This is a genomic window from Ensifer soli, from assembly GCF_041928815.1.
Taxonomy (GTDB): Bacteria; Pseudomonadota; Alphaproteobacteria; order Rhizobiales; family Rhizobiaceae; genus JBHFEI01.
On sequence record NZ_JBHFEI010000001.1, the window covers coordinates 355,098 to 381,024 of the forward strand.

Here is a 25,927-nt window from a genome sequence, read left to right on the forward strand (position 1 = left end):
GACGGAGACCGGCGGGCGAGCCCGCCGGGAAACCGTCCGGTCCGTTCTCCCGCGCGATGCGCGCGCGGCCGCGTTCCTCAGCCGGCGATGGCGCCGAGCGAGGCGGTGGTGTCGTCCTTCGGGCGCTCGCCCTCCGGCTGGGCGCCGGTCGCCATGTAATAGATCGTCTCGGCGATGTTGGTCGCGTGGTCGCCGATGCGCTCGATGTTCTTGGCGCAGAACAGGAGATGGGTGCAGGGCGTGATGTTGCGCGGGTCTTCCATCATGTAGGTGAGCAGCTCGCGGAACAGCGACGTATAGATCGCGTCGATCTCGTCGTCGCGCTCGCGGATGCTCTTCGCCTTCTCGGGAAGCCGCGAGGCGTAGACGTCGAGCACCTCCTTCAGCTGGGTCAGCGCCAGTTCGGCGAGATGCTCGAGGCCGCGGGCGAGCTGGCGCGGCACGCCGGAACCGGCGACCGAGGTCACGCGCTTGGCCGTGTTCTTGGCGAGGTCGCCGACGCGCTCGAGATCGGCGGCGATGCGGATCGACCCCATGATCTCGCGCAGGTCGCTCGCCATCGGCTGGCGCTTGGCGATGGTGACGATCGCCTTCTCGTTGATCTGGCGCTCGGCGTCGTCGAGGATGACGTCGTCGGAGATCACCTTCTGGGCGAGGCCGGTGTCCGAATGCACGAGCGCGCGGACGGATTCGGCCACCATCTGCTCGGAAATCCCGCCCATCTCGGAAATGCGGCGGGAGAGATACTTCAGTTCGTCGTCATAGGCGGAGACGATATGCGATGCCATGGTCGTGTTCCTTGAACGGGGGCGCGGATCAGCCGAACCGGCCCATGATGTAATCCTGGGTGCGCTGGTCGTCAGGATTGGTGAACATCTTGTCGGTGTCGTTCTCCTCGACGAGATTGCCGAGGTGGAACATGGCGGTGCGCTGCGAGACGCGGGCGGCCTGCTGCATCGAATGGGTGACGATGACGATCGTGTAGTTGGCGCGCAGCTCGTGGATCAGTTCCTCGACCTTGGCGGTGGCGATCGGGTCGAGGGCCGAGCAAGGCTCGTCCATCAGGATGACCTCGGGGCTGACGGCCACGGCACGCGCGATGCAGAGGCGCTGCTGCTGGCCGCCGGAAAGCCCGGTGCCCGGCTCGTGCAGCCGGTCCTTCACCTCGTTCCAGAGGCCGGCCTTCTGCAAGCTGGTCTCGACGATCTGGTCGAACTCGCTGCGGCCGCGCGCAAGCCCGTGGATCTTCGGCCCGTAGGCGACGTTCTCGTAGATCGACTTCGGGAAGGGGTTCGGCTTCTGGAACACCATGCCGACGCGGGCGCGCAGCTCGACGACGTCGATCGCCGGGTCGTAGATGTCGTCCTGCTCGAGCGTGATCCTGCCGGTGACCCGGCAGTTCTCGATCGTGTCGTTCATGCGGTTCAGCGTCCTGAGGAAGGTGGACTTGCCGCAGCCGGACGGGCCGATCAACGCCGTCACGGTGTTTTCGCGGATGTTCAGGTTGACGTCGAACAAGGCGCGCTTCTCGCCGTAATAGACGGAGACGTCCTTGCCGATCATCTTGTAGGGAACGCTGTTCATCTTCTCACCCACGGCTTTCTCGATCGCTGCTTCCGTCATCATGTTCATGATCAGTATCCTTCTACCAGCGACGTTCAAATCGGCGGCGCAAAAGAATGGCGCCGAGGTTCATGACAATGAGGAAGATCAGGAGAATGATGATCGCCCCCGAGGTGCGTTCGACGAAGGCGCGTTCCGCCTCGTTGGCCCACATGTAGATCTGCACCGGCATCGCGGTGGCCGGATCCAGCGGCGAGGCCGGAAAATCGGCGACGAAGGCGACCATGCCGATCAGCAGCAGCGGCGCGGTCTCGCCGAGCGCATGGGCGAGGCCGATGATCGTGCCGGTCAGGATGCCGGGCATGGCGAGCGGCAGGACGTGGTGGAACACGGTCTGCATCTTCGAGGCGCCGAGCCCGAGGGCGGCGGCGCGGATCGACGGCGGCACGGCCTTCAGCGCCGCGCGGGTGGCGATGATGATCGTCGGCAGCGTCATCAGCGTCAGCACCAGGCCGCCGACGATCGCGGCGGAACGCGGCAGGCCGGCGAAGTTGATGAAGACCGCGAGGCCGAGCAGACCGTAGACGATCGAGGGCACCGCCGCCAGATTGTTGATGTTGACCTCGATCAGGTCGGTGAAGCGGTTCTTCGGCGCGAATTCCTCGAGATAGATCGAGGCGGCGACGCCGATCGGCAGCGACAGCACCAGCACGATGAGCATCATGTAGAGCGAGCCGAGAAAGGCGACGCCGACGCCGGCGGCTTCCGGACGGCTGGAGGCGCCGTTGGTGAAGATACCGGTGTTGAAATGCTTGGCGAGCGCGCCCGCTTCCGCGAGCTGGTTCATCCAGCCCACCTGCCTGTCGGAGACCTTTCGGCTCGTCTCGGCGACCGAGAGGTCGATCTGGCCCTTGAAGGCCGAGTCGAGGTCGCCATGGGCGAGCATGGTCACCGGGACCGTTCTGCCGATCAGCGACGGGTCGGCGACGACCATCTTGCGCAACTGCACGCGGACGCTGTCGGAGATCATGCCGTTGACGGCGCGAAGGCCTGCGCGGTCGCTCATCTCGACGCCGAGCACCTTGGCGAGCGCGTTGCGGGCGACGACCGGGTAGTTGGCGCTGACGAGCTTGGCCGGGTTGGTCGCCCGCTCGTTGTCCTTGTCGATGATCTGCTCGGAAAACTCGACCGGGATGGTGATCATCGTCTGCTGGAACGCGGTGTAGCCCTTGGAGACGACCGAGAACAGCAGCAGGAAAAGGAACAGGAGGCCGAAGCAGATCGCCGCCAGTCCATAGAGGCGGAAGCGGCGCTCCGCGGCGTAGCGGCGGGAGATCCCGATGTCGCGACGCGTCTGCTTGACGCCGGCATGGGCGGCGTTGGCCGAGATGACCTGGCTCATTCGTACTGCTCCCGGTACTTGCGGACGATGTAGAGGGCGTAGATGTTCAGGCAGAGCGTGATCACGAAGAGCGTGATGCCGAGCGCGAAGGCGACCAGGGTCTGCGGCGAGGTGAATTCGAGGTCGCCGGTCAGCTGGTTGACGATCTTGACCGTCACCGTGGTCATCGGGTCGAAGGGGTTGAGCTGCATGCGGGCGGCGACGCCGGCGGCGAGCACCACGATCATCGTCTCGCCGATGGCGCGCGAGGCGGTCATCAGCACGGCGCCGACGATGCCCGGCAGCGCCGCCGGCAGGATCACACGCTTGATCGTCTCCGAGCGGGTGGCACCGAGGCCGAGCGAACCGTCGCGCAGCGACCGGGGCACGGCGGTGATGATGTCGTCGGAGAGCGAGGAGACGTAGGGGATCAGCATGATGCCCATGACGAAACCGGCGGTCAGCACGCTCTGCGCCTGGATGAAGCTGGTGAAATTTCCGGTGGCGATGCCGGCGATCTGGGCCGAGATGTCGCGCAGGAACGGGCCGACCGAGACGAGGGCGAAGAAGCCGTAGACGATGGTCGGGATGCCGGCCAGCACTTCGAGGAGGGGTTTGGCGGCGGCGCGGAACTTCGGCGAGGCGTATTCCGCCATGTAGATCGCGGCGAAGAGGCCGATCGGCACGGCAAAGAGCATGGCGACGAGGCCGATATAGAGCGTGCCGAGCAGAAGCGGGATCAGGCCGAACTGGCCGGAGGTGCCGGCGGCACCGGCGGCGGCGAAGCGCGGATCCCAGACCGTGCCGAAGAAGAACTCCCAGGGCGAGACCATGGTGAAGAAGTGGATCGCCTCGGTCAGCATCGAGGCGACGATGCCGACGGTCGTCAGGATGGCGATCGAGGAGGCGGCGATCAGCGCGCCGAGGATGACGCGCTCGACGCCGTTGCGGGCCCGAAAGCGCGGGGCGATCGACCGGAAGGCGAGCGCCGCGCCGAGGGCGGAGGCGAGAAGGGCCGCGACGGTGAGGGCGATGCGGCTCGTGGCCGACATCGCGTTCAGGTCCTTCGCCGCCTCGATCATGTAGGGCTGCGGCTGGTCGGCGAGCGGCACGCCGCGCGAGGCGAGCAGCGCGCGCACGTCGCCCGAACCGCTCTCGGCCTCGGCCAGTTCCTGCGGCGTCAGCAGCACGAGGCCGCGCGCGATCGAGCCGACCATGTTGTAGGCGAGGTTCTGCGTCGCCTGCGGCTGGGCCTTGACGTCCTCGGGAAACGAGGCGCGCACGGAGGAATTGATATAGGCCGGCGCGGCGATCACCCAGACGAAGATCAGCGCCAAAGCGGGCAGGATGGTCCAGACCGCGACATGCGCCCCGTAATAGCCCGGCCGGGAATGAAGGTTCGACGACTTGCCGTTGGCAAGCGCGAAGGCACGCCTGGCGCCGAACGTGTAGCCGAAGAGGCCGATCACGACGATGACCAGGACAAGGATTGAAACATTCATAGAGGTGTCCCCCGGCGCGACGACCGTCCTGCCCGTCACGGGCCCTGAACGACGATCCGGCGCCTTGCCGCCCAGACTCCGGCATCGGAGCCGTTGATTCCGTCCTCACGCCGCCGGGCCCGGCCTCCGGCGCCCGCGCGCGTCAGGCCGCCCGCGGCGGACGGACGGCGGCGCGTCCCGATGCGCCGCCGTCCGGTTGCCGGTTACATGATCTTGCCGTCTTCGAAGCTCTTGCGGATCTCTTCGCGCTCGGCGTCCGGAGCGGCGACGAGGCCGTATTCGGCGAGCGGGCTGTCGGGGCCGATCATGTCGTCGCTCGTGAAGAACTCGACATATTCCTTGAGGCCCGGGATGACGCCGAGATGCGCCTTCTTCACGTAGAAGAACAGCGGGCGCGACACCGGATATTCGCCCGAGGCAATCGTTTCGGTCGAAGGCACGACGCCGTTGACGGTCGCGACCTTCAGCTTGTCGGCGTTGTTTTCATAGAAGGACAGGCCGAAGACGCCGATGCCGGACTTGTTGGCGGCGATGCGGGCGAGCGTCTCGGTGTAATCGCCGTCGATGTCGACAGCCATCCCGTCCTTGCGCACGGCGACGCACTTGGCATGCTGTTCCTTCTCGTCGGAGACGGCGGCCTTGATCGCATCGAGGGCGCCGACGTCCTTGCAGCCCTGGGCGAGGATCTTTTCCTCGAAGACTTCGCGGGTGCCGTGCTTCTCGCCCGGGATGTAGGCGGCGATCTCGGCGTCGGGCAGCGAGGCGTTGACCTCGGACCACTTCTTGTAGGGGTTGGCGACGAGCTTGCCGTCGACGACGACTTCGGCCGCGAGCGCCGCGTAGAGGTCCTTCGGCTCGAGCTTCAGGTCGGCATTGCCGCTGTCGGTGGCAAAGACGATGCCGTCATAGCCGATCTTGATTTCCTGGATCTCGGTCACGCCGGCGGCCTTGCAGGCCTCGACCTCGGAGGCCTTGATCGGGCGCGAGGAGTTGGCGATGTCGATGGTGTTCGGGCCGACGCCCTTGCAGAATTCCTTCAGGCCGCCCGAGGAGCCGCCCGACTCGACGATCGGCGTCTTGAAGTCCGGATAGGTCTCGGCAAAGGTCTCGGCGACGATCTTGGCATAGGGCAGGACCGTCGAGGAGCCGGCGACCTGGACCTGGTCGCGGGCGGCGGCAGCGCCGGCAAACGCGACGGAGGCGGCGAGCGCCGCGACGGTGAGGGTCAGAGATTTCATTGCGTGCTCTCCCGTAAGGGCTTGTGGGGCGCGCCCTGGCGTGGCGCTCGTGTCACCGACGTCATCGGTGGCTCTAGTTAGCCGCCGACGCCCGCATCTTTTATGTCAATTCTGCGAAACATTTGTGACACGTCACATCATTGAAATACATCGATAATTTAAAATACAGATCGAAGAGGACAGGGTTTTGTGTCAGAATCTGACGACGAAGGTCGTGCCGTTCCCGACCTCGGAACGGATGATCAGCCGGGCCCGGTGGCGCGTCAGGATATGCTTGACGATGGCAAGCCCGAGACCCGTGCCCTTTTTCGAGCGGCTCGCCTCGACATTGACCCGGTAGAACCGCTCGGTGATGCGCGGAACATGCTCGGCCGGAATGCCCGGCCCATGGTCGCGCACGGAGACGTCGACCGGCCGCCCCTGGCCGCCGCCGATCGCGACCTCGACCCGCTTGCCCTCCTGCCCGTACTTGCAGGCGTTCTCGATCAGGTTTTCGAACACCTCGATCAGTTCATCCCTGTCGCCCTGGACGAGGGCGGGCTCACGCGGTGGATCGAACAGGATCTCCACGTCGAGTTCCTCGGCGAGCGGCGTGATCGTGTCGATGACCCGGCCGATCAGCGGGCCGAGGTCGACGCGCTCGTCCGGCGCGATGTGCGACTTCAGCTCCAGCCGCGACAGGGAGAGAAGATCGTCGACGAGCCGGCTCATCCGGTTGACCTGCTCGTGCATGATCCCGAGGAAGCGCTCCTGCGCGGCCGTATCCCTGCGCGCCGGCCCCTGCAGCGTCTCGATGAAGCCGCGCAGCGAGGCGAGCGGCGTGCGCAGCTCGTGGCTGGCATTGGCGACGAAATCCGAGCGCATCCGGTCGATGCGGCGCTCATGGGAGATGTCGCGGTAGGAAATCAGGAACAGGTGGTCCGGCAGCAGGCCGGGCAGGTCCGCCCGCGCCACGCGCACCGTATAGACGGCCTCGGACGGCAGCCGCTCGGAATGCTCGATCTGGTTGGCCCGGCCGGTCGCGATCGTCTCGCGCACCATGTCGAGGATGCCGGGCGAGCGGATCCGCGCGGCGAGATAGGTCTCGGCCGGAATGGTGCCGAAGGCCTTTTCCGCCGCTCCGTTCTGGAAGAGGACGGTTTCGTCCGCCGCGACCACGAGGACCGGAACGTCGAGCGCATTCAGCAAGGCGAGCTGCGGCGCGGCGCTCAGCGCCGGCGGCCCGGCCACCTCCGCGACGGGGCCCCTCTCCCGCCCGCGCGGCGGCGCGCGCAGGAGCAGGACGGCGGCGAGCAGCAGCCAGAAGGGGAAGACGACGAGCGGGTGCATGCCCGCGGCGGCGAGAAGCAGGGCCATCGCGCCGGAAACGGCAAGCGTGGCGCGCTCGGCCATCACCCTGCGCATGACCTCGCGCTCCCAGCTCTCCACCTCCCGCGCCTTCCCGTCCCGCCCCTTCCCGTCCAGCATGCGCCTCACCCCGGACCAGGCGCAGCCGATGGGCCCGGATCATCACCCCGACGGATAAACGTCGTTCGTGACATGATTTTCACGCCGCGCTTGAATTCGCAATGGAGTTGTGGCCTCCTCGCCCGACCATGGCATGGAAGGGCAGGACGATGCTGGGCGAGGCGCATTACGAGCCGGTGGAACTCGAGATCGGCGGAACCAGGCGGACCTTCGACATCGACGATCCCGTGCTGCCCGACTGGATCGACAAGAAGGCGTTTTCCTCCGGCGGCTTCCCCTACGACGACAAGCTCTCCAGCCAGGACTACGAAAAGACGCTCGAAAAGCTGCAGGTCGAGCTGGTCAAGGTTCAGTTCTGGATGCAGGCCAAGGGGCGCCGGGTGATCGCGGTGTTCGAGGGCCGCGACGCCGCCGGCAAGGGCGGCGCCATCCAGGCGACGATGGCCAACATGAACCCGCGCTCCGCCCGCATCGTCGCCCTGACCAAGCCGACCGAGACGGAGCGCGGCCAGTGGTACTACCAGCGCTACGTGGCGACCTTCCCGACGGCCGGCGAGTTCGTGCTGTTCGACCGCTCCTGGTACAACCGGGCCGGCGTCGAGCCGGTGATGGGCTTCTGCACCGCCGAGCAATACGAGCATTTCCTCAAGCAGACGCCGCGTTTCGAGAAGATGATCGTCGAGGAGGGCATCCATTTCTTCAAATTTTGGCTGAACATCGGCCACGAGATGCAGCTGAAGCGCTTCCACGACCGCCGGCACGATCCGCTGAAATGCTGGAAGCTCTCGCCGATGGACATCGCAGCGCTGAAGAAATGGGACGACTATTCGGAAAAGCGCGACCGGATGCTGAAGGAGACCGACAGCAACCATGCGCCCTGGACGGTCGTGCGCGCCAACGACAAGCGGCGGGCGCGGATCAACCTCGTGCGCCACATCCTGACGACGCTCGACTATGACGGCAAGGACAAGGCGGTGATCGGCGACGTCGACGACAGGATCGTCCAGACCGCCGCCGCCTTCCTCAAGGACGACAAGCGGGCCTGACGCAAGGACGGACAGACCCGCCATACCTTTCCCTACTGCCCGGGCAGCACCCGCACGGCGAAGAGATCGACGGCCGAGGGCGCGCCCGAGAGCGCGGTGTTGAGCAGGAGCCGGCCCGGCCTGTCCGGCGCGAGGCTTCGATCGAAGCGCACCTTCACCAGCATGTCGACCCGTTCGTCGAGCACGGTGAACCGGTGGCGCCCGCAGGTGCCGAGCGAGCCGAATTCGCATTCGACGGAGAAGTCCGCCGGCCGGCCGTCGGCGGCCCGCACCGTCAGCGCGATGGTCGAGGTCTTGCCGGACAGCGCCGCGAGCACGGTTGGCGGCATCTCGATCGTGATGTCGCCCTCGGCGCCGCCGCTGCGCGAGGTGAGCACCACCCGTGCCCCGTCCTCGTCGCTGAGCGGCTCCACGGCAGCAGCCGTGGCCGCCTCGATGCCCTTCGGATCGGCCGCCTGGAACACGTCCGTCCAGTCGGAGGAGAAACTGTCGGCGGTGTCGAGCGGGCTGCGGGCGCGCGTCTGCCCGTTGCTGTCGTCGATGACGACGTCGCCGCCGGTGAGGAGCGCCATCAGCGGCTGCAGCATGCCGTTGTTGTCGGCCCACCAGAAGACGCCGCCGGCGGCAAGCCCGAGCGTCACGACCACCATCAGGAAGGACGAGAGCAGCCGGGCGCCCCGCCGGCGCGGCGGCGGCGCGGAACGCTCTTTCACCCGTCCGGCGCGCGTGACGCGCGGCGACGGCGGCGTGGCGGCGGCCGCCCCGCGCCCGTCGCGCTCCGCCCGCAGGCCCGCCAGACCGGCATCCGGATCCGCCTTGAGCGCATCGTCGTCGCGCCGTGCCGTCAGGACCGGCGACGCGACGGGGTCGGGAACCGGCCCGGGGGCCCGGTCAGGCTCGACGAACGGCGCGGCCTCCACCTCGGGCGGATCCACGCCGTCCTGCTCCTCGCGCTCGATGCGCTGGATGAGCGCCTCCAGCCTGTGCTGCTGCTGGGTGACGACCGAAACATCGACGATCTGCTGCCGCTTCAGGCCCGCCTGAAGCGCATTGCGGGCCGACTGGTAGATCCGCTGGCGCGTCTCCGCGTCGGTCCGGTCGGACCGCTCGAGGGCATTGCGAATGGCCGTTTCAAGTCCGCTCAATGGCTTCCCTTATCGATGATCGCCGGAGCGGCCCGTCCGGACCGGCGTCATAAAGCGCGTCGCGATCTTTCAGATTCGCTCATACGCTTTAGTCTTTGTTTTTACGCGTGTCTTTTCGCAAAACCGCTGCACGGCTTTGCGAGACACGCTTTAGCGCGCTGCGGGCGATGGCGGACCATCGCGATGGCCGGGCGCATTTTCGGGCGTCCGTTCATGCTTCGGTAACCTCTGCGTATCGAATCTGCAAGGGCGGGACGGAAGAGGCGGCCGCTTTCCGCCCCGCCCGCAACCGGCAGACCGAGAAGGACGATCCCGATGGCGCTTCCCGACATCCTCACGCGCGGTCTTCGCCTGCCGGTGATCGGCGCGCCGCTGTTCATCGTCTCCCATCCGGCGCTGACGCTGGCCCAGTGCCGCGCCGGGGTGGTCGGCGCCTTCCCGGCGCTGAACGCCCGCCCCGAAAGCCAGCTCGACGCATGGCTGGCCGAGATCACCGAAACGCTCGCGGCCGAGCGGACCGCCCGTCCGGAGGCGCCGCCGGCGCCCTTCGCCGTCAACCAGATCGTCCATCGCTCCAACACGCGCCTGGAAAAGGATCTCGCGCTCTGCATCAAGTATCGCGTCCCCGTGGTGATCTCCTCGCTCGGCGCGGTGCCGGAGGTCAACGCCGCGGTCCACTCCTATGGCGGGATCGTGCTGCACGACGTCATCAACGACCGCCATGCCCGCTCCGCCATCGCCAAGGGTGCGGACGGGCTGATCGCGGTCGCCGCCGGTGCCGGCGGCCATGCCGGTTTCTGGTCGCCCTTCGCCCTCGTGCAGGAAATCCGCGCATGGTTCGACGGCCCGCTCGCCCTTTCCGGCGCGATCGCCACCGGCGGCGCCATCCTCGGGGCTGAGGCGATGGGCGCGGACCTCGCCTATATCGGCTCGCCCTTCATCGCGACGACAGAAGCCCGCGCGAGTGCCGGCTACAAGGAGATGATCGTGGCGAGCGGCGCCGCCGACATCCTGACGACGCGGGCAGTGACGGGCATCAGCGGCAACTACCTGCGGCCCTCGATCGTCGCGGCCGGGCTCGATCCCGATGCCCTGCCGGACAGGGAGGCCGCCGCGATGGACTTTGCCGCGGCGGACGGCGGGGGCGCGAAGGCCTGGAAGGACATCTGGGGGGCGGGCCAGGGCATCGGCGCTGTGCGCGCCATCGTTCCGGCAGCCTCCCTGATCGCCCGGCTGGCGGAAGAATACGCAACCGCCAAGATGCGGATCGCCGCGCCGACCGCACGCTGACGCTCTCTGCCCGCCGGTCCTAGACCTCCACCTATTTTTTGCGTTTCACGACAGACAGCGCTTGAACTCGCCGGTCTTTGCCTGTATCAGCGCCGCACGAACCGTTCGGAACGAACCGAACCGGCGTCGTGCCGCTTTAGCTCAGTCGGTAGAGCACGTCATTCGTAATGACGGGGTCACGTGTTCGAGTCACGTAAGCGGCACCAAATTCCTTCTTTCAAAACAATATATTGCCTCATCGCCTCGCCTGAGCTTCGACGAGGAGAATCGGAACAATCGGGAAACAAAACGCACAGACGGGAACAAGTATCCCCACATTTTCCCCCACGCTGCCCTCCTTCTATTGCAGGGTGGAGGGCGGTCGAGATGAGCGACGTCGAATCTCTTATCGCCCTTCTGTACGCGAGCGCGGCGCCAAGCCCGGAGCTTGAGGCCGCCGTTGGTAAAGTCTTCGGGCTTCCGCCGAAATGTCAGGCGATCTACAAACTCTTTGGGCTCGAAGCTGCGTCTTATCCTCCGTACACGGCGTCCATCGACGCGGCTGTCGACCTCCTGAAGGCCATAGGAAATAAGAAAGGATACTCGATCCGCGCTGGTTGGGATAGGAATGAAGCCGGTATCGGAATGTCGTGGCGGTTTGCACAGCGATGCGCAACACATCGATGTTTCTCGTCGCGCCGCTGGTCACATACTATAGCGAACAGGATCTGCGTCGGCTGCAACTGGCCAACCAGTTCGCCGCGATCATTGATCGGACGTCAGCCAATGGAACGTGTCGACCGATTGCTCTTGGTTAAAACACCCAGATCGAATGTTTCATTGTCTCTCAAGCGGACCAAACTGGGGTGACATAAGCAGAAACCACAGTATCGATAGGCAACCAACAAAGCGATCATACGCCTTAGCTTCGTTGCCAAACTCTCCTCTAAATCCGATGAAGCCGGTCCGGTCGATGAGCGTATAGCCGGGTTCCCGATCGTCAGGGGTGGCTACCTCAGCGAAGATGGCACTCTCATCGATAAGATCTTGCTTGGATACAAGCGATAGCTCTTGACATGCCGCCGCAATAGCAGGTGTATCAAACGTTGTCTCAGGAGCCGAATGCGCAAACGCGTTTCGAATATCGTTTGCCCACACGAGGTCACTAGCAGCTCGTTTGTTAACAAGACCCGTCGCGAGCGCAATTTGAATCTTGGACGCCGTCGTTGAAAACACGCCAAAAGCAGCGAACATCTTCTCTTCAACGACTCCTAGTTTTTCAAGGTGGTGTCTTAGCCCCTGCTCAAGCGCTACATCGATTAGGGCTCCTCCGACGATCGCTAGAGTGCGATCATCGCCTTTCTTAGCTGCAGACAGGCTATTGTGCATTTGTCCAATATCTAAGCGTTCGTGGCTCAGTTTTTGCAGATTGGACTTTGCGTCGCTGGATCTCTTTTTGCTCATTCCAGGCTGATCCTTAAGCATCTTCAGATGCGGCTCTCCCCTCCGTACCTGCCATGCTGCCGGAGCCATCAGCATGTTGCAATCCACGTCTCGTCGAGCCGTTGCAAATCGATGACAATCATTGAAAATCAGTTGCAACACGACTGCAACACGCCAATTCGGCACCTAAAAGCAAGTGATTGATTTTCATTAAAAAAAATGGCGCACCCGAAGAGATTCGAACTCCTGACCCCCAGATTCGTAGTCTGGTGCTCTATCCAGCTGAGCTACGGGTGCGTGCCGCTTGGCCATCCGGCCGGCGTGGCGATCCTCTAAAGCTTCCTTTGCCCGATTGCAAGCGCCATGCCGAAGAAATTTGCGATTTTCGCCATTCCTCCATTGCCGAATGGCCGTACCGTCTCGACGGTCGCGATACGACACGGTGTCGCCGTGGATGCGAGGCGTTTCCGTCAGGGGCGTGCCTTGGAGCGGAAGATGTCGAGGGACACCGGCCGGTCGGGCAGTTCGATGCGGAAGAGCGTGCCGGGCGCGGCCTTCTCCACCAGCGCGATCGTGCCGCCATGGGCGAGTACGAGTTCGCGGGCGATCGCCAGACCCAGGCCGGTGCCGCCGGAGCGGGCGGAGCCGCGAAAGGCGGCAAACAGGTTCTCGCGCGCCTTCTGCGGCATGCCCGGCCCCGTATCGTCGACGGAAATCGTCACGACGGCGCCCGTCCGCATCGCCGACACCGAGATGATGCGCTCCGCCGTCGCTCCGACCGGCGTGCCGGCAAGGGCCTGCACCGCGTTGCGGCAGATGTTGTTGAGGATGCGGAAAAGCTGCTCGTTGTCCGCATCGACCTCCAGTTCCTCCGGCACCTCGATGCGGAAATCGATCTCCAGCTGAGGATCGAGCGCCAGGGTCTCGACGACATCGGCCACCATCGGCCCGAGCATCAGGAAGCGCCGCGAGGGCGCCGGCTCGGTCGTCCGGCCGTAGGAGAGAACGTCGGTCGTGTAGCCGACCGCCCGGTCGATCGTGCGCAACAGCTTCGGTGCGAAGCGCTTGACGATCGGATCGTCGACATCGGCGAGCCGGTCGGACATCAGTTGGGCGGAGGCCAGGATGTTGCGCATGTCATGGTTGATCTTGGAGACGGCAAGGCCGAGGTCGACGAGGCCTTTCTGCTCCTTCAGCGTGCGCTGCAACTGGCCCTGCATGGTGGCGAGGTGCTGCCCGGCAACGGCGAGCTCGTCCGTGCCGGCCGGCGGCAGGAAGATGCGGCCGGGATCGGCGGGATCGGCGGCAAAGGCCTGCATGCTGCCCGTCAGCCGCCGGATCGGCGCGATCATCATCCGGTTGATTGCAAGGAAGATCAGCGCCGCGGTGAAAAGCGAGATCACCAGAGACAGGAAGAAGACGTTGCGGGAATAGGCGAGCATCGCCTTGCGCAGGCTCTTGTCGCCCATCACCACCTCGATCGTGGTGTCGCTCTCGCCCATCGGGCCGTAGACGCGCACGATGCGGTCGCCGCCGAAGAGGAGCGTGTCGAACGCATCCCGGATCGCCGCCGGCGCCGAGACGCTGGAAAGGTCGAAATGGGCGTCGATGTCGGCCGGCAGATCGACGGCGGCGATCATGCGCGATTCGTCCTTGCGCCTCAGCGCGATCGCCTTGGTGCCCGTCGCCATCAGCGTGTCCTTCTGCACGGCCGGCGGCAGTTCGACATCCTGCAGGCCGTCGACGACGACGCCGGCGGCGGCGGCCGTGTTCAGCTTGTCCTCGAGCCAGCGCAGCCGCATGTTGGCGACCGACGGCACGAAGATCAGCACTTCGGCGAGCATGACGAAGATGACGGTCAGGAGCAGCAGCTTGCCGGAAAGGCCGCCGAAAAAGGAAAGGCGTGCCGGAGGGGATGCTGCCGGCACGGCCAGGTCGGGGGTGTTGGTCATCGCTTGGCCGATCGTCACAACCTCATGCGCGAGGCCCGGATGCGCCCGCCCTGCTGCCGCTAGCGGCAGATTCCGGCAATCATAGGACAGGGTTGACGATTTTCAACGTTTGCGTGACCGGCCGGCCGTCCGGGGCGGGACTCAGAACTCCTCCCAGCCCTCGCTCACGACCGCGGCAGCCTGGCCGCCGCCGAAGGCGCGCGCGACCGTGCCGGCCATGCGGCGCGCCGGCGAGGCATGCGCGACCTCGGCGCGGCGGCCGGGCGCGACGACGCGCGGCCCCTGCCGCTCGCCGATCTGGAAGTGCGCGATCATGCGCGACAGGCTCTCGGCCTCGCCGGAGAGCTTGTGGGTGGCGGCGTTCGCCTCCTCCACCATCGCGGCGTTCTGCTGCGTCACCTGGTCCATCTGGTTGACGGCGGTGCTGACCTCGGCAAGGCCCGTCGCCTGCTGGCGCGCCGTCGCGGCGATCGAATGGATATGGTCGTTGATCGACAGCACCTGCGTCTCGATCTGGCCGAGCGCGGTGCCGGTGGCCTCGACCATCTTGACGCCGGTCGCGACCTCGGCGCCGGACTTGGCGATCAGCCCCTTGATGTCCTTCGCGGCGGCGGCGGCGCGCTGGGCGAGCTCGCGCACCTCCTGGGCGACGACGGCAAACCCCTTGCCGGCATCGCCCGCCCGCGCCGCCTCGACACCGGCATTCAGCGCGAGAAGGTTGGTCTGGAAGGCGATCTCGTCGATGACATTGGTGATCTGGCCGATCTCGCTCGAGGCCTGCTCGATCCGGCCCATCGCCGCGACGGCGGAGGCGACGACGCCGGCCGACTGAGTGGCGCTGTCCTTCGCCCGCGTCACCATCTGGGCCGCCTCGGTCGCGCGCTCGGTCGAGTTGCGGACGGCGGCCGTGATCTCGTCGAGGGCGGCCGAGGTCTCCTCGAGGGCCGCCGCCTGCTGCTCCGTGCGCTTCGACAGGTCGTCCGCCGCCGCCCTCAGTTCGAAGGAGCTGCCGTTGATCGTGTCGCTCGTCGTGCGCACGTTGCCCATCGTCTGCCGGAGCGTCGAGAGCGTGTCGTTGACATTGGTCTGAAGCTCGGCGAAGGCGCCGTGGAAGGTGCCAGCCATGCTGTCGTTGAGATTGCCGGCGGCGAGCGAGGCGATCACGCGCCGCGTCTCGCCGACGCCGACATCAATATTGCCGACCAGCTGGTTGATGCTGGCGGCGAAATGGTTGAGGTCGTCATTGTCGTAGTGCTTGCCGATGCGCTTCGAGAAGTCGCCGCGCGCGGCCGCGTTGACCACCTCGGCCATGTTCGACTGGAGGTCGGCGCTCTGCGTGCGCAGCGCGGTCTCCTGGGCGCTGAGATCGCGCATGGCGAGGCTGTTCTGCCGGAGCACGGCGACGGCGGCGGCCATCTCGCCGATCTCGTCCCGGCGACCTTCGGCGGCGATGCGGGTGTCGAGTTCGCCGGCGGCCAGCCGCGTCATCGCTTCCGTCAGCGCGCGGATCGGCGCGCTCAGGTGGCGGTTGCCGATATAGAGGGCCGCGCCGACGCCGGCGGCGACGCCGAACGCGGCGGTCAGCACCACCATCAGCGTCATCAGGCTGCCGATGTCGCTGACCTCGGCCTTGATCGCGCCGAGCGTCTCGCGGTCGCCGTCGACGATCGTGTCGATTTCCGCCTGGAACGCCTTGCGATTGGCGCGGTTGGCCTCGTTGTTGCCCTGCTCGTTGGCCGCGGCCGGTCCGACCTCGGCGCCGAGCCGCGCCGTTTCCGTGCGGAAGGTGCGGAACTCGGCGGCGCGGGCGACGACCGCCTCGAAGGCGGGACGCTGGGCGTCCGGCACAAGCGGACGCCAGTCGGCGAGCACCGCGTCGATCTTGTCGAGGTTCTTGCGGATGCCGTCGGCGAAGGGCTTTGCCTTCTCGACGGAGGGAGAGGCATAGATGCCGCGCGCATCCATCACCACGGCGGTGACGAGACGGTTCATCTGTTCGCCGTGATAGGCCCTGTCGGAGGCATTCTCGTAGGTCTTCAACCGGCTGTCATAGATCGACACGACCGCAAGGGCGATGCCGGCGATGGTGAAGGCGACCAGACCGAGGATGCCGACGATCAGAAACAATCTGCCACGAATTTTCAATGCACCGCTCCGCGTAAGCCCTGGCACGGCCTGATCGGAAAAGCGGCCGCCGGAATTGGAAAGGCGGTCAGCATATGCGAACAATCTTAATAAAAATGTTCCGTTCGGCTCTCCCAGAACGGGGCGCGACATCGGCAGGCGGCAGGGCGGCGGGCGGCAAGGCACGGACGGGAGCGCGGCGCCCGAACCGGGTTTCACCGTCGCGGGAAGGCAGCCGCGGGAGGCCTGCCGGCGTTGACTTTCACCCGGGATTGCACCATAAGCCGCCCGACGTCCGGTCACGCGCTTTCGCGTTCGCGCGCGCATGCCTGGCTTCAAGACGCTCCTTGCTAACACGCAAATCCAAGAAGGGCCGCACACCGCGGTATTAAATAAATGTCGAAGCGTACCTATCAACCGTCCAAGCTGGTCCGCAAGCGCCGGCACGGATTCCGCGCCCGCATCGCAACGAAGGGTGGCCGCAAGGTCCTCTCCGCCCGCCGCTCGCAGGGCCGCAAGCGCCTGTCGGCCTGAGGCCGGCCGCATGAGGGATCAGAGCCCCGCCCGACCGGCATGGGACGCCGGGCATGACGCCTGATCAGACCAGAAAGACTGCCGGTCGGCTGAAGAGCCGGCCGCAGTTTCTCGCCGTGCGCAACGGCGAACGCAGGAAGGGGCCGTTCTTCGTCCTCGAAGTCCTCGACCGGGGCGCGGCGGCCGAAGCGCCGCGGGTCGGCTTCACCGTCACGAAGAAGCACGGCAACGCGGTCGAGCGGAACCGGATGCGCCGGCGCCTTCGGGAAGCGGTGCGGCTTTTTGCCGGGGATGCGATGAAGCCCGGTCATGATTATGTCGTCGTCGCGCGCCGCGAGGTTCTGGCGGCGCCCTTCGCCAAGCTCTCCAAGAGCCTTCGCGACCGCATCGCGAACACGCCGCGGCAGGCGCCAAAGCCGGCCGGTCCAGGGAAAGAATGATGGAAAACAATCGCAATTATTTCGTGGCCATTGCCCTGTCCGTGCTGATCCTGATCGCCTGGCAATTTCTCTACGTCAATCCGAAGATCGAGCAGGAACGGGTCGCCGCCGAGGCGCACCAGGCTCGCCAACAGACGCAGCAGCAGGCGGAAAACCCCGCCGCCGGCCAGCAGGCGACGCCCGCGGGCGCGCTGCCGGGTGCCGGCGCGGTTCCGGGCACCTCTGAGAACCGCGACCAGGCGCTGTCGCGTTCGGCCCGCATCCCCGTCGACACGCCCTCGCTCAGCGGATCGATCAACCTGACGGGCGCGCGCTTCGACGACCTGAAGCTGAAGAAGTTCCGCGAGACCGTCAATCCGCAGAGCCCGATCATCACGCTGTTCAGCCCGGCTGAGACGCCGGAGGGCTATTTCGCCGAACTCGGCTATGTCGGCAGCGCCGAAACGGGTGCCGTGCCCGGCCCGCAGACGGTCTGGACGCTTGCGAGCGGCACGACGCTGACATCGGCGACGCCGGTGACGCTGAGCTACACCAACGACAAGGGCGTCATCTTCACCCGCACCATCTCCGTCGACGACGACTACATGTTCAGCGTCGCCGACACGATCGAGAACACCGGCAGCACGCCGCTCTCGCTCGGCAGCTACGGCCGCGTGACCCGCTTCTCGAAGCCCGCGACGCCGAGTGTCTACGTCATCCACGAGGGCTTCATCGGCGTCATCGGCGAGCACGGCCTTCAGGAGGTCAGCTACGGCAAGGCCGAGGACGACAAGTCGATCGAGCCGGGACCCGCGACCGGCGGCTGGCTCGGCATCACCGACAAGTACTGGGCCGCGACCCTCGTGCCGCCGCAGGCCAAGCCCTTCGACACGCGCTTCTCGCACTTCACCGACGGCCGCGAGCGCTACCAGTCGGACTACCGCCAGGACGGCGTCACCGTCGCGCCGGGCGCGAAGGCGGATGTGAAGACCCTGCTCTTTGCCGGCGCGAAGACCGTGCCCGTCGTCGACCGCTACGAACAGAGTTATGCGATCCCGAAATTCGACCTCCTGATCGACTGGGGCTGGTTCTATTTCATCACCAAGCCGATGTTCAAGATGATGGACTATTTCTTCCATCTGTTCGGCAATTTCGGCGTGGCGATCCTCATCACCACCATCGTCGTCAAGCTGCTCTTCTTCCCGCTCGCCAACAAGCAATATGCCTCGATGGCGAACATGAAGAAGGTTCAGCCGAAGATGGAGGAACTGAAGAAGAAGCACGGCGACGACCGCATGGCCCTTCAGCAGGCGATGATGGCGCTCTACAAGGAGGAGAAGATCAATCCGGTCGCCGGCTGCTGGCCGATCCTCCTGCAGATCCCGGTCTTCTTCGCGCTCTACAAGGTGATCTACGTCACCATCGAGATGCGCCACGCACCGTTCTTCGGCTGGATCCAGGATCTCTCCGCGCCCGATCCGACCTCGCTCTTCAACCTGTTCGGCCTGCTGCCCTTCGCCGTGCCGCCGATGCTGCATATCGGCATCTGGCCGCTGATCATGGGCGTGACGATGTTCCTGCAGATGCGCATGAACCCGACGCCGCCCGATCCGACCCAGGCGATGCTGTTCAACTGGATGCCCGTCGTCTTCACCTTCATGCTGGCGAGCTTCCCTGCCGGTCTGGTGATCTACTGGGCCTGGAACAACACGCTGTCGATCATCCAGCAGGCGATCATCATGAAGCGCCACGGCGTCAAGGTGGAGCTCTTCAGCAACCTGACCTCGCTCTTCTCGCGAAAACAGAAGACGGCGGGATAGCAATTCCTTCAAGGCCGGATGCCCCGCATCCGGCCTTTCTTCATAAGGCGCCCGCCGGAGGCAGGACGGCGCCGCGTCGTGAATGCGACGGCCCGGAGACGAGCCTCGTGCTAACTCCGCCCCAATATTCCTGCGACGCTTCTTCCGGATCGTTCCATGACCGCGACAACGGCCCCGACCCGCGCCCCGACGAGCCAGCGCACCGGCATCCTGCTCGTGCTCGGCTCGGCGCTGGTCTGGAGTTTCGGCGGCACGCTGGTCCGCTTCCTCGCCATCGAGGACGGATGGACCGTGGTCTTCTGGCGCTCGCTGTTCGCCGCCCTGTTCCTGCTCGGCTTCCTGCTCTGGCGCGACGGCCGGCGCACGGGATTGGCTTTTCGCGAGATGGGGCTGCCGGGTGTCGCGGTCGCGCTCTGCTTCGCCGTCGCCTCCATGGCCTTCGTCCTCGCGCTCGCCTATACCACGGTCGCCAATGTCGTGCTGATCCAGGCCGGCGTGCCGCTGATCGCGGCGCTCGCCGGCCGGGTGCTCTTCGGCGAAAGCGTGTCGCCGACGACCTGGGCCGCGATCGCCGCGGTCATCGCAGGCGTCGCGATCATGGTGTCGGGCTCGATCACCGGCCGCGTCTCCCCGGTCGGCGACGTGCTGGCGCTGGTGATCGCCTTCTCCTTCGCGACCGCGACGGTGATCACCCGGCGCTACGCCCATCTGCGCATGACGCCTGCGGTCTGCCTCGGCACGGTGATCGCCTGCGCGGTGGCGGCGACGCAGGCCTCCGGCTTTGCCGTCACGCCGGACCAGTTCTGCATCCTCTCCGTGTTCGGCGCCTTCAATTTCGGCCTCGGCCTGGCGCTTTTCGTCACCGGCGCACGGCTGCTGCCGGCCGCTCTCGCCGCGCTGATCGGCACGCTCGAGACCGTGCTCGGGCCGCTCTGGGTGGCGCTGATCCACGGCGAGGTGCCGGGCATCGAGACGGTCGCCGGTGGTCTGATCGTGCTGTCCGCGCTGCTCGCCTATCTGGGGCTCGAACTGCGCCGCCTGCGCGGCCCCGCCACGGCCGGTGCTTGACAAAGGGCCGCGAAAGCCTGAAGCCCCTCCCGGTCGGGCCAGTCAGAACGGGAAAAGCGCATGAATGACGAGACGAAGCCGGGCGGGCGACCGCTGTTCGGACATCCCTGGATCTTCATTCGCGGCGTGCCCTCCCTCATGCACCTGCCGCCGGAAGGGCCGGCGGAGATCGCCTTCGCCGGTCGCTCCAATGTCGGCAAGTCGTCGCTGATCAATGCGCTCGTCGGGCAGAAGGCGCTGGCACGCACGTCGAACACGCCGGGCCGGACGCAGGAGCTCAACTATTTCGTCCCCGACGGTTACTCGGGTGCGGCGGACGACCTGCCGCCGATGGCCCTCGTCGACATGCCGGGCTATGGTTACGCCGAGGCGCCCAAATCACAGGTCGATGCCTGGACGAAACTCGTCTTCGACTATCTGCGCGGCCGCTCGACGCTGAAGCGCGTCTATGTGCTGATCGATGCCCGGCACGGCATCAAGAAGAACGACGAGGATGTCCTCGCGCTCCTCGACAAGGCGGCCGTCTCCTACCAGCTCGTGCTCACCAAGACCGACAAGATCAAGCCGCCGGCCGTCGCCGCGCTGACGGCAGAGACGCTGGAGAAGATCCGCAAGCGCCCGGCCGCCTTCCCCGATGTCGTCGCCACGTCCTCGGAAAAGGGTGTCGGGATCGAGGCGCTGCGGAGCGCGATCGAACAGGCGATCGCGCGCTGAGAGCGGTCTTACGAAGCCCGAACGTTCCTCGCGCCGGCGACGATGTCCCCGGTCCGAGGCGCGAAAACGCCACCGGCACGACGGCCGGTGGCTTCATCGGAAGGCATGTCCGCCGGATATCGGTCCGCCGGACATGCTCCATCTCCGTTTAAACGCATTATCCGTACATCGAATCCGGTCCGGATTGGACCGGACAAGCTTGGAGCGAGGCGCCCGCGTTCGGCGCCGGCTACGAAGCGGCCTGGACGTCAGGCCTTCGGCAGCAGCACCTTGTCGATGACGTGGATGACGCCGTTCGACTGCTTGACGTCGGCGATGGTGACGGTCGCGACGCCGCCGGTCTCGTCGGTCAGCGTGATCGACGATCCCTCCATCTTCGCCTTCAGCACGCAGCCGCCGACCGTCTTGACGTCATGGGTGCCGCCATCATCGGCGATCATCTTGCCGATCGCGTCCGACAGTGCATTGGCGGCAACGACATGGCACGTCAGTACCTTGACGAGCGTCTCCTTGTTCTCCGGCTTCAGCAGGGTGTCGACCGTGCCCGCCGGCAGGGCGGCGAAGGCCTCGTTGGTCGGCGCGAAGACGGTGAAGGGGCCGGCGCCCTGCAGCGTGTCGACGAGGCCTGCCGCCTTGACGGCCGCCACCAGCGTCGTGTGATCCTTGGAGTTCACGGCATTCTCGACGATCGTCTTCGTCTCGTACATCGGCGCGCCGCCGACCATCGGATTTTCCGCATGGGCCGAAAGGGCGCCGAGGGCGAGCAGGGCTGCGGCCGCCGTCGCGGTACGGAAGAGGGGAGCGAACATGGTGATGGTGTCCTTCCTGTTTTGACGCTCAAGGCCTTCGGCCGGCGTCTGCTGTTCAGTGTTCTGGTGTTCTTTCGCGATCGGAACACGTTTTAAGACGGGACGGCGCGGGATGAAGTTTCAGCTCTCGACGCGGTTTCGGGGATTTTACGGCGCAAGCTCTCAGGATGGCGCAACCGGACACCGTTCGGCCGTCCGGGGGCCGATCAAAGGAGATTATCCGATTGTTTCAAAAGATTTTTCGGACAGAGAGCGCAGTTGCGTCAGCGCGGCGTTCAGGGTCAGTGGAGCTCGGCTCCACGACAATCGAGTTTGTTCGGCGGGACCTGCGGCAGCGTGACGCATCCGGCTGTCGATGCCGGCGCCGCGCGGCATGTCCGCCTCTCTCGGAGGCGGGCCTTTAAAGGCTGCGCGCGGCGCCCGAGGCGATGACGGGGCCGGTCGGCGCGCCGCTCGGAGAGCCGCCGAACGGCTCGATGCTGACGGCGAAGACGGCGCCGCCGGAGAGCTTGCCGCGCAGCGCATCCGGGATCACGATCTCGCCCTCGCCTGTCTGCGGCAGGACGCCGAGCGAGGCGGGCGCCTGCCCCGGCTCGACCAGCCAGAGCTCCAGCGATTTCGTCCGCGCATCGCCGGCGGCGACCGGCGTCACGCGCAGCACGCCGCTTGCCTGCTCGTATCGCGCGACGAGGTTGACGTTCGTGCCCTCGCCGGCCAGTTCGGCGGTCAGGACGGGTGCGGCGGGCGCCGGCGGGCGCACCTCGATGAGGGCGACGGCGATCAGTGCGGCGACCGAGCCGAAGCTCAGGCCCCGCCAGACGAGAAGCGAGTCCCACAGCTTCCTCGGGCCCCGCGCGGCCATCGGCGCGGGAAAAAGACGCCGCTCCACCGTCGCGAAGACGCGCGGATGCGGGTTCACCGGCTCGTACTCGTCGTCCAGGGGCAGGAGGTTTGCCTGCCAGCGCCCGACCATGGTGGCGAACACGGTGTCGCGGGCGAGCCGTGCCTCGACCTTGCGCCTGTCCTCGGCGGAGAGCACGCCCAGAACATATTCGCCGGCGATCACCTCGTCGCGGCGGGAATCTCGGCTTTCGGGCTCGTCGGGCGTCATCGCTCCATGCACTCTCTCAGTTTGAGCAGGCTGCGGCGCAGCCATGTCCTCATCGTGTTCAGCGGAACACCGAACATCTCCGCCAGTTCCTGATAGCTCAGTCCCTCGACATAGGCCTTGCGCACGGCGTCGGCACGGCCTTCCGCAAGCTCGCCCATGCACAGGTCGATCCGTCGGCCTTCCGCGCGCGTCATCGCCGATTTTTCCGGGTTCGGCGCAGGATCGGCCAAATCATAGACCTCGTCAATCGTGTTCGCCACGGGCTTCCTCGCCCGGATGATGTCGATCGCGTGGTTGCGGGCGATCGTCGACAGCCATGCGAGCGGGCTCGTGCCGCCCGCGGCATAACGATCGGCGCGCTGCCAGATCTTGACGAAGATCTCCTGCAGCGCCTCCTCGGCCTCGTGGCGGTCCTTCAAGATACGCAGGCACACGGCAAAGAGTTTCGGGCTCGCTGCCACGTAGAGCGCGGAGAACGCGGCGCGGTCCTTCAGCGCCACGCGGGCGATCAGCGCGGACATGTCCTCGGTGCTCCTCTCCATGCAGACGATCCTCCGGCGTGAGCTTACGTAAGCCGGCGATGCCCTGCAAGTCGCAGGCGCCCGCCGGCCGCGGAACGCCGTCATTACGGCGTTATCTTCCGGACGGATCATTCCCTGCCGGCCGGTCTTGCGCTAAAGAGCAGCCGGTCCCTCATTTCAGGAACATGCCCCATGTCCGCAAACGAAAGCGAAATCCAGGCCCGGCTTCTGGCCCAGGCGCTGCCCTACATGCAGCGATACGAGAACAAGACGATCGTCGTGAAATATGGCGGCCATGCGATGGGCAATGCGGACCTCGGCAAGGCCTTCGCCGCCGATATCGCGCTGCTGAAACAATCGGGCGTCAATCCGATCGTCGTTCATGGCGGCGGCCCGCAGATCGGCGCGATGCTGAAGAAGATGGGGATCGAATCGAAATTCGAGGGGGGCCTGCGCGTCACCGACGAGAAGACGGTCGAGATCGTCGAAATGGTGCTCGCCGGCTCGATCAACAAGGAGATCGTCGCGCTGATCAACCAGACGGGCGAATGGGCGATCGGCCTTTGCGGCAAGGACGGCAACATGGTCTTCGCCGAAAAGGCGCACAAGACCTTCCGCGATCCGGATTCCAACATCGAGCGGGTGCTCGATCTCGGCTATGTCGGCGAGGTGGTCGAGGTCGACCGCACCCTGCTCGACCTGCTTGCCCGCTCGGAGATGATCCCAGTCATCGCCCCGGTCGCGCCCGGCCGCGACGGCCATACCTACAACATCAACGCCGACACCTTCGCCGGCGCGATCGCCGGCGCGCTGAACGCCACGCGCCTCCTCTTCCTCACCGACGTCCCGGGCGTGCTCAACAAGGACGGCGAACTGATCAAGCAGCTTTCGGTCACCGAGGCCCGCGCGCTGATCGCCGACGGCACGATTTCCGGCGGCATGATCCCGAAGGTCGAGACCTGCATCGACGCCATCAAGGCTGGCGTTCAGGGTGTCGTCATCCTCAACGGCAAGACCGCCCATTCCGTGCTGCTCGAGATCTTCACCGAGCACGGCGCCGGAACGCTCATCGTTCCCTGAGCCGTTATTCCGCCGGCTGGCTGCCGCCGGCACGCTTCAGCGTGATCGCCGGGGCGGTCTCCTCGATCGCCGCCACGCGGCGGTCATAGGTCGGCGACACGGTGCCGAGCAGGCGATCCCAGAACGAGAAGTAGTTGGCGTAGTTGTAGCGGAACTCCGCGTGATGCTGGTCGTGATAGGTCGTGCACAGCATCGGCCAGGGATGGCGCGCGGTCTTCGAGGCGAAATATTCGAAACCGGCATGGCCGAACGTGCCGTTGATCTGGTCGAAGGCGCGGTGCAGGATCAGGATCACCGGCGAGAACGGCACGAGGAACACCACGACCGCGTAATAGCCCTGGGAGAGGGCGGTGTCGACGAGGCCGATCGAATCGTTGCTCCAGACCGTCGGCGCCACGCTCTTGTGATGCAGCGCGTGAAAGCGATAGAAGGGCTTGGTGTGCAGCAGCCGGTGGGCGAAGTAGAACCAGGCGTCGAAGAGGATCATGCAGAGCACGAACTGCGGCGCCGCCCACAGCCAGCTGAATTCCCACGGGCCGATCGTCCAGCCCTTCCACTGCGAAAAGAGCCCGATCGCGACCATCGCCGACGTGACGAGGATCGAGGCGAGGCTCTGGCGGATCTCCTGCGCCCGGCGCTTCTCGCCGCGACGGTTCTTCTGGATGCGCCGCTCGGGATTGCGCGCGTTCACCCAGGTGATGCCGAAGCCGAGGATGAAATAGGCGAGCACGGTCACGGCATAGACGGCGGCAAGCAGGGCGAGGAACTCCGCCGCACCCATCACGACATCGGACATTGGCGATCCACTTCAACCGTTTTGCTTCTGCCTATCACAACCGTCGGCGCGGACAACGGGAAATGCCTCGCCGATGCCGGCGAGGCCCGCGGCCCGCACCGCCTGTGTCCGAAATGCATCGCCCTTATCGCAAGGAAAGCCGTTTGTTTCGCGCGGCCGCCGTGGCATAAGGACGGCCATGCCGACACTGAAAAACCTGCCCGACCGTGCCGATTTCGCCCATGTCACCGACTGGGTCTTCGATCTCGACAATACGCTCTATCCCCACCATGTCGATCTCTTTTCCCAGATCGACCGCAACATGACGGCCTATGTGTCGGAACTCCTGTCGCTCGAACCCGGTGCGGCCAAGGCGCTGCAGAAGCAATATTACCGCGACCACGGCACGACGCTGCAGGGACTGATGATCCATCACGGCATCGATCCGGACGGCTTTCTCAGCCGGGCCCATGCGATCGACTACGGCGTGCTGCCGCCCGATCCCGCGCTCGGCGAGGCGATCAAGGCGCTGCCGGGCCGGAAGTTCATCTTCACCAACGGCAGCGTCCGCCATGCCGAGATGACGGCGCGGGCGCTCGGCATCCTCGACCATTTCGACGACATCTTCGACATCGTCGCCGCCGGCTACCTGCCGAAGCCGGCCGGCGACACCTATGACAAGTTCATGGCGCTGCACCGGGTCGACACCCGCCACGCCGCCATGTTCGAGGACCTGCCGCGCAACCTGACGGTGCCGAAGGCGCTCGGCATGAAGACCGTGCTGCTGGTGCCGCGCAATCTCGAATACGGGCTTACAGAAGCCTTCGAGCGCGTCTCCGACGAGACCGACCATGTCGACTTCCTGACCGACGATCTGGCGGGATTCCTGTCGCGCCTCGCCTGAGGATCGCCGCCTTCGTTTTGCCACCGAAAAAACCCTTTTTTG

At 65.8% G+C, this 25,927-nt stretch carries 23 protein-coding genes and 2 tRNA genes; 10 read left to right on the forward strand and 15 right to left on the reverse strand.

Going from position 1 to position 25,927, the window contains the following annotated elements:
* Positions 1-77 precede the first annotated feature (77 nt).
* The 6 genes from phoU to phoR form a co-directional block, all read right to left on the reverse strand.
* Positions 78-788, reverse strand: coding sequence for a phosphate signaling complex protein PhoU (phoU, locus tag ACEVQ6_RS01575; RefSeq protein ID WP_374887128.1), 711 nt, complete (start codon positions 786-788; stop codon positions 78-80).
* Between the two features lie 28 nt (positions 789-816).
* Entirely contained in the window at positions 817-1,632 is an 816-nt protein-coding gene (gene pstB / locus ACEVQ6_RS01580; RefSeq protein ID WP_374887129.1) for a phosphate ABC transporter ATP-binding protein PstB, read from the reverse strand.
* Positions 1,633-1,645: 13 nt separating this feature from the next.
* Positions 1,646-2,965: a phosphate ABC transporter permease PstA gene (gene pstA, locus ACEVQ6_RS01585; protein ID WP_374887130.1), complete on the reverse strand. Its 1,320-nt coding sequence runs from the start codon at positions 2,963-2,965 to the stop codon at positions 1,646-1,648.
* Positions 2,962-4,446, reverse strand: coding sequence for a phosphate ABC transporter permease subunit PstC (gene pstC / locus ACEVQ6_RS01590; RefSeq protein ID WP_374887131.1), 1,485 nt, complete (start codon positions 4,444-4,446; stop codon positions 2,962-2,964). The genes pstA and pstC overlap by 4 nt, the downstream gene beginning before the upstream one ends.
* A 203-nt stretch (positions 4,447-4,649) precedes the next feature.
* On the reverse strand, positions 4,650-5,684 hold the full coding sequence (locus tag ACEVQ6_RS01595; protein ID WP_374887132.1) for a PstS family phosphate ABC transporter substrate-binding protein: 1,035 nt from the start codon (positions 5,682-5,684) through the stop codon (positions 4,650-4,652).
* A gap of 192 nt (positions 5,685-5,876) precedes the next feature.
* Positions 5,877-7,151, reverse strand: coding sequence for a phosphate regulon sensor histidine kinase PhoR (phoR, locus tag ACEVQ6_RS01600; protein ID WP_374887133.1), 1,275 nt, complete (start codon positions 7,149-7,151; stop codon positions 5,877-5,879).
* Between the two features lie 149 nt (positions 7,152-7,300).
* Between phoR and ppk2 the strand changes: the two genes are divergently transcribed.
* Positions 7,301-8,197 carry a polyphosphate kinase 2 gene (gene ppk2, locus ACEVQ6_RS01605; RefSeq protein ID WP_374887134.1) on the forward strand — a complete coding sequence of 299 codons (897 nt, stop codon included), beginning with the start codon at positions 7,301-7,303 and terminating at the stop codon, positions 8,195-8,197.
* A gap of 32 nt (positions 8,198-8,229) precedes the next feature.
* Here the strand turns inward: ppk2 and ACEVQ6_RS01610 are convergent, their stop codons facing one another.
* Entirely contained in the window at positions 8,230-9,342 is a 1,113-nt protein-coding gene (locus tag ACEVQ6_RS01610) for a biotin transporter BioY (protein WP_374887135.1), read from the reverse strand.
* A gap of 315 nt (positions 9,343-9,657) precedes the next feature.
* Between ACEVQ6_RS01610 and ACEVQ6_RS01615 the strand changes: the two genes are divergently transcribed.
* Together ACEVQ6_RS01615 and ACEVQ6_RS01620 are read left to right on the forward strand one after the other, a co-directional pair.
* Positions 9,658-10,632, forward strand: a complete 975-nt coding sequence (locus ACEVQ6_RS01615) for an NAD(P)H-dependent flavin oxidoreductase (protein ID WP_374887136.1) — start codon at positions 9,658-9,660, stop codon at positions 10,630-10,632.
* Between the two features lie 130 nt (positions 10,633-10,762).
* A tRNA-Thr gene (locus tag ACEVQ6_RS01620) sits at positions 10,763-10,838 on the forward strand.
* Positions 10,839-11,448: 610 nt separating this feature from the next.
* Here the strand turns inward: ACEVQ6_RS01620 and ACEVQ6_RS01625 are convergent.
* The 4 genes from ACEVQ6_RS01625 to ACEVQ6_RS01640 form a co-directional block, all read right to left on the reverse strand.
* On the reverse strand, positions 11,449-12,075 hold the full coding sequence (locus tag ACEVQ6_RS01625) for a hypothetical protein (RefSeq protein ID WP_374887137.1): 627 nt from the start codon (positions 12,073-12,075) through the stop codon (positions 11,449-11,451).
* Between the two features lie 199 nt (positions 12,076-12,274).
* Positions 12,275-12,351, reverse strand: a tRNA-Arg gene (locus ACEVQ6_RS01630).
* A 173-nt stretch (positions 12,352-12,524) separates the two neighbouring features.
* Entirely contained in the window at positions 12,525-14,006 is a 1,482-nt protein-coding gene (locus ACEVQ6_RS01635) for a sensor histidine kinase (RefSeq protein WP_374887138.1), read from the reverse strand.
* A 141-nt stretch (positions 14,007-14,147) separates the two neighbouring features.
* On the reverse strand, positions 14,148-16,151 hold the full coding sequence (locus tag ACEVQ6_RS01640) for a methyl-accepting chemotaxis protein (RefSeq protein WP_374887139.1): 2,004 nt from the start codon (positions 16,149-16,151) through the stop codon (positions 14,148-14,150).
* 375 nt (positions 16,152-16,526) lie between these two features.
* Between ACEVQ6_RS01640 and rpmH the strand changes: the two genes are divergently transcribed.
* The 5 genes from rpmH to yihA all read left to right on the forward strand — a co-directional run bounded on the left by rpmH (position 16,527) and on the right by yihA (position 20,685).
* A complete protein-coding gene (gene rpmH, locus ACEVQ6_RS01645; RefSeq protein ID WP_374887140.1) occupies positions 16,527-16,664 on the forward strand; it encodes a 50S ribosomal protein L34 in 138 nt (45 codons plus the stop codon).
* Between the two features lie 53 nt (positions 16,665-16,717).
* Positions 16,718-17,104, forward strand: a complete 387-nt coding sequence (gene rnpA, locus ACEVQ6_RS01650; RefSeq protein ID WP_374887141.1) for a ribonuclease P protein component — start codon at positions 16,718-16,720, stop codon at positions 17,102-17,104.
* Positions 17,104-18,903 carry a membrane protein insertase YidC gene (gene yidC, locus ACEVQ6_RS01655; protein WP_374887142.1) on the forward strand — a complete coding sequence of 600 codons (1,800 nt, stop codon included), beginning with the start codon at positions 17,104-17,106 and terminating at the stop codon, positions 18,901-18,903. The genes rnpA and yidC overlap by 1 nt, the downstream gene beginning before the upstream one ends.
* A gap of 156 nt (positions 18,904-19,059) precedes the next feature.
* Complete coding sequence (locus ACEVQ6_RS01660; protein WP_374887143.1) at positions 19,060-19,971, forward strand: DMT family transporter; 912 nt, start codon at positions 19,060-19,062, stop codon at positions 19,969-19,971.
* A gap of 60 nt (positions 19,972-20,031) precedes the next feature.
* Positions 20,032-20,685 (forward strand): ribosome biogenesis GTP-binding protein YihA/YsxC, encoded by a 654-nt coding sequence (gene yihA / locus ACEVQ6_RS01665; RefSeq protein ID WP_374887144.1) that lies wholly within the window; start codon positions 20,032-20,034, stop codon positions 20,683-20,685.
* Between the two features lie 248 nt (positions 20,686-20,933).
* Here the strand turns inward: yihA and ACEVQ6_RS01670 are convergent, their stop codons facing one another.
* The 3 genes from ACEVQ6_RS01670 to ACEVQ6_RS01680 form a co-directional block, all read right to left on the reverse strand.
* The gene (locus ACEVQ6_RS01670) at positions 20,934-21,494 is read right to left on the reverse strand and encodes a fasciclin domain-containing protein (RefSeq protein WP_374887145.1); all 561 of its coding nucleotides are present in this window, start codon (positions 21,492-21,494) and stop codon (positions 20,934-20,936) included.
* A 400-nt stretch (positions 21,495-21,894) separates the two neighbouring features.
* The gene (locus ACEVQ6_RS01675; RefSeq protein WP_374887146.1) at positions 21,895-22,605 is read right to left on the reverse strand and encodes an anti-sigma factor; all 711 of its coding nucleotides are present in this window, start codon (positions 22,603-22,605) and stop codon (positions 21,895-21,897) included.
* Entirely contained in the window at positions 22,602-23,147 is a 546-nt protein-coding gene (locus tag ACEVQ6_RS01680; RefSeq protein ID WP_374887147.1) for a sigma-70 family RNA polymerase sigma factor, read from the reverse strand. Before ACEVQ6_RS01680 ends, ACEVQ6_RS01675 begins: the two co-directional genes overlap by 4 nt.
* Positions 23,148-23,318: 171 nt before the next feature.
* Here ACEVQ6_RS01680 and argB point away from each other — a divergent pair, with 171 nt between their 5' ends.
* Positions 23,319-24,206: an acetylglutamate kinase gene (gene argB, locus ACEVQ6_RS01685; protein ID WP_374887148.1), complete on the forward strand. Its 888-nt coding sequence runs from the start codon at positions 23,319-23,321 to the stop codon at positions 24,204-24,206.
* 4 nt (positions 24,207-24,210) lie between these two features.
* Here argB and ACEVQ6_RS01690 read toward each other — a convergent pair whose 3' ends face one another.
* A complete protein-coding gene (locus ACEVQ6_RS01690) occupies positions 24,211-25,002 on the reverse strand; it encodes a sterol desaturase family protein (RefSeq protein ID WP_374887149.1) in 792 nt (263 codons plus the stop codon).
* 178 nt (positions 25,003-25,180) lie between these two features.
* Between ACEVQ6_RS01690 and ACEVQ6_RS01695 the strand changes: the two genes are divergently transcribed.
* Positions 25,181-25,885 (forward strand): pyrimidine 5'-nucleotidase, encoded by a 705-nt coding sequence (locus tag ACEVQ6_RS01695; RefSeq protein ID WP_374887150.1) that lies wholly within the window; start codon positions 25,181-25,183, stop codon positions 25,883-25,885.
* Positions 25,886-25,927 lie beyond the last annotated feature (42 nt).

Bases quoted from the DNA above. Each gene is read 5' to 3' on its own strand.
- rpmH (WP_374887140.1), top strand. From the start codon at position 16,527: ATGTCGAAGCGTACCTATCAACCGTCCAAGCTGGTCCGCAAGCGCCGG.
- ACEVQ6_RS01680 (WP_374887147.1), bottom strand. From the start codon at position 23,147: ATGGAGAGGAGCACCGAGGACATGTCCGCGCTGATCGCCCGCGTGGCG.
- ACEVQ6_RS01595 (WP_374887132.1), bottom strand. From the start codon at position 5,684: ATGAAATCTCTGACCCTCACCGTCGCGGCGCTCGCCGCCTCCGTCGCG.
- ACEVQ6_RS01695 (WP_374887150.1), top strand. From the start codon at position 25,181: ATGCCGACACTGAAAAACCTGCCCGACCGTGCCGATTTCGCCCATGTC.
- ppk2 (WP_374887134.1), top strand. From the start codon at position 7,301: ATGCTGGGCGAGGCGCATTACGAGCCGGTGGAACTCGAGATCGGCGGA.
- yihA (WP_374887144.1), top strand. From the start codon at position 20,032: ATGAATGACGAGACGAAGCCGGGCGGGCGACCGCTGTTCGGACATCCC.
- ACEVQ6_RS01675 (WP_374887146.1), bottom strand. From the start codon at position 22,605: ATGACGCCCGACGAGCCCGAAAGCCGAGATTCCCGCCGCGACGAGGTG.
- pstB (WP_374887129.1), bottom strand. From the start codon at position 1,632: ATGAACATGATGACGGAAGCAGCGATCGAGAAAGCCGTGGGTGAGAAG.
- ACEVQ6_RS01635 (WP_374887138.1), bottom strand. From the start codon at position 14,006: ATGACCAACACCCCCGACCTGGCCGTGCCGGCAGCATCCCCTCCGGCA.
- ACEVQ6_RS01670 (WP_374887145.1), bottom strand. From the start codon at position 21,494: ATGTTCGCTCCCCTCTTCCGTACCGCGACGGCGGCCGCAGCCCTGCTC.
- phoR (WP_374887133.1), bottom strand. From the start codon at position 7,151: ATGCTGGACGGGAAGGGGCGGGACGGGAAGGCGCGGGAGGTGGAGAGC.
- ACEVQ6_RS01690 (WP_374887149.1), bottom strand. From the start codon at position 25,002: ATGTCCGATGTCGTGATGGGTGCGGCGGAGTTCCTCGCCCTGCTTGCC.
- ACEVQ6_RS01615 (WP_374887136.1), top strand. From the start codon at position 9,658: ATGGCGCTTCCCGACATCCTCACGCGCGGTCTTCGCCTGCCGGTGATC.
- argB (WP_374887148.1), top strand. From the start codon at position 23,319: ATGTCCGCAAACGAAAGCGAAATCCAGGCCCGGCTTCTGGCCCAGGCG.
- phoU (WP_374887128.1), bottom strand. From the start codon at position 788: ATGGCATCGCATATCGTCTCCGCCTATGACGACGAACTGAAGTATCTC.
- rnpA (WP_374887141.1), top strand. From the start codon at position 16,718: ATGACGCCTGATCAGACCAGAAAGACTGCCGGTCGGCTGAAGAGCCGG.
- yidC (WP_374887142.1), top strand. From the start codon at position 17,104: ATGGAAAACAATCGCAATTATTTCGTGGCCATTGCCCTGTCCGTGCTG.
- pstA (WP_374887130.1), bottom strand. From the start codon at position 2,965: ATGAGCCAGGTCATCTCGGCCAACGCCGCCCATGCCGGCGTCAAGCAG.
- ACEVQ6_RS01625 (WP_374887137.1), bottom strand. From the start codon at position 12,075: ATGAGCAAAAAGAGATCCAGCGACGCAAAGTCCAATCTGCAAAAACTG.
- ACEVQ6_RS01660 (WP_374887143.1), top strand. From the start codon at position 19,060: ATGACCGCGACAACGGCCCCGACCCGCGCCCCGACGAGCCAGCGCACC.
- pstC (WP_374887131.1), bottom strand. From the start codon at position 4,446: ATGAATGTTTCAATCCTTGTCCTGGTCATCGTCGTGATCGGCCTCTTC.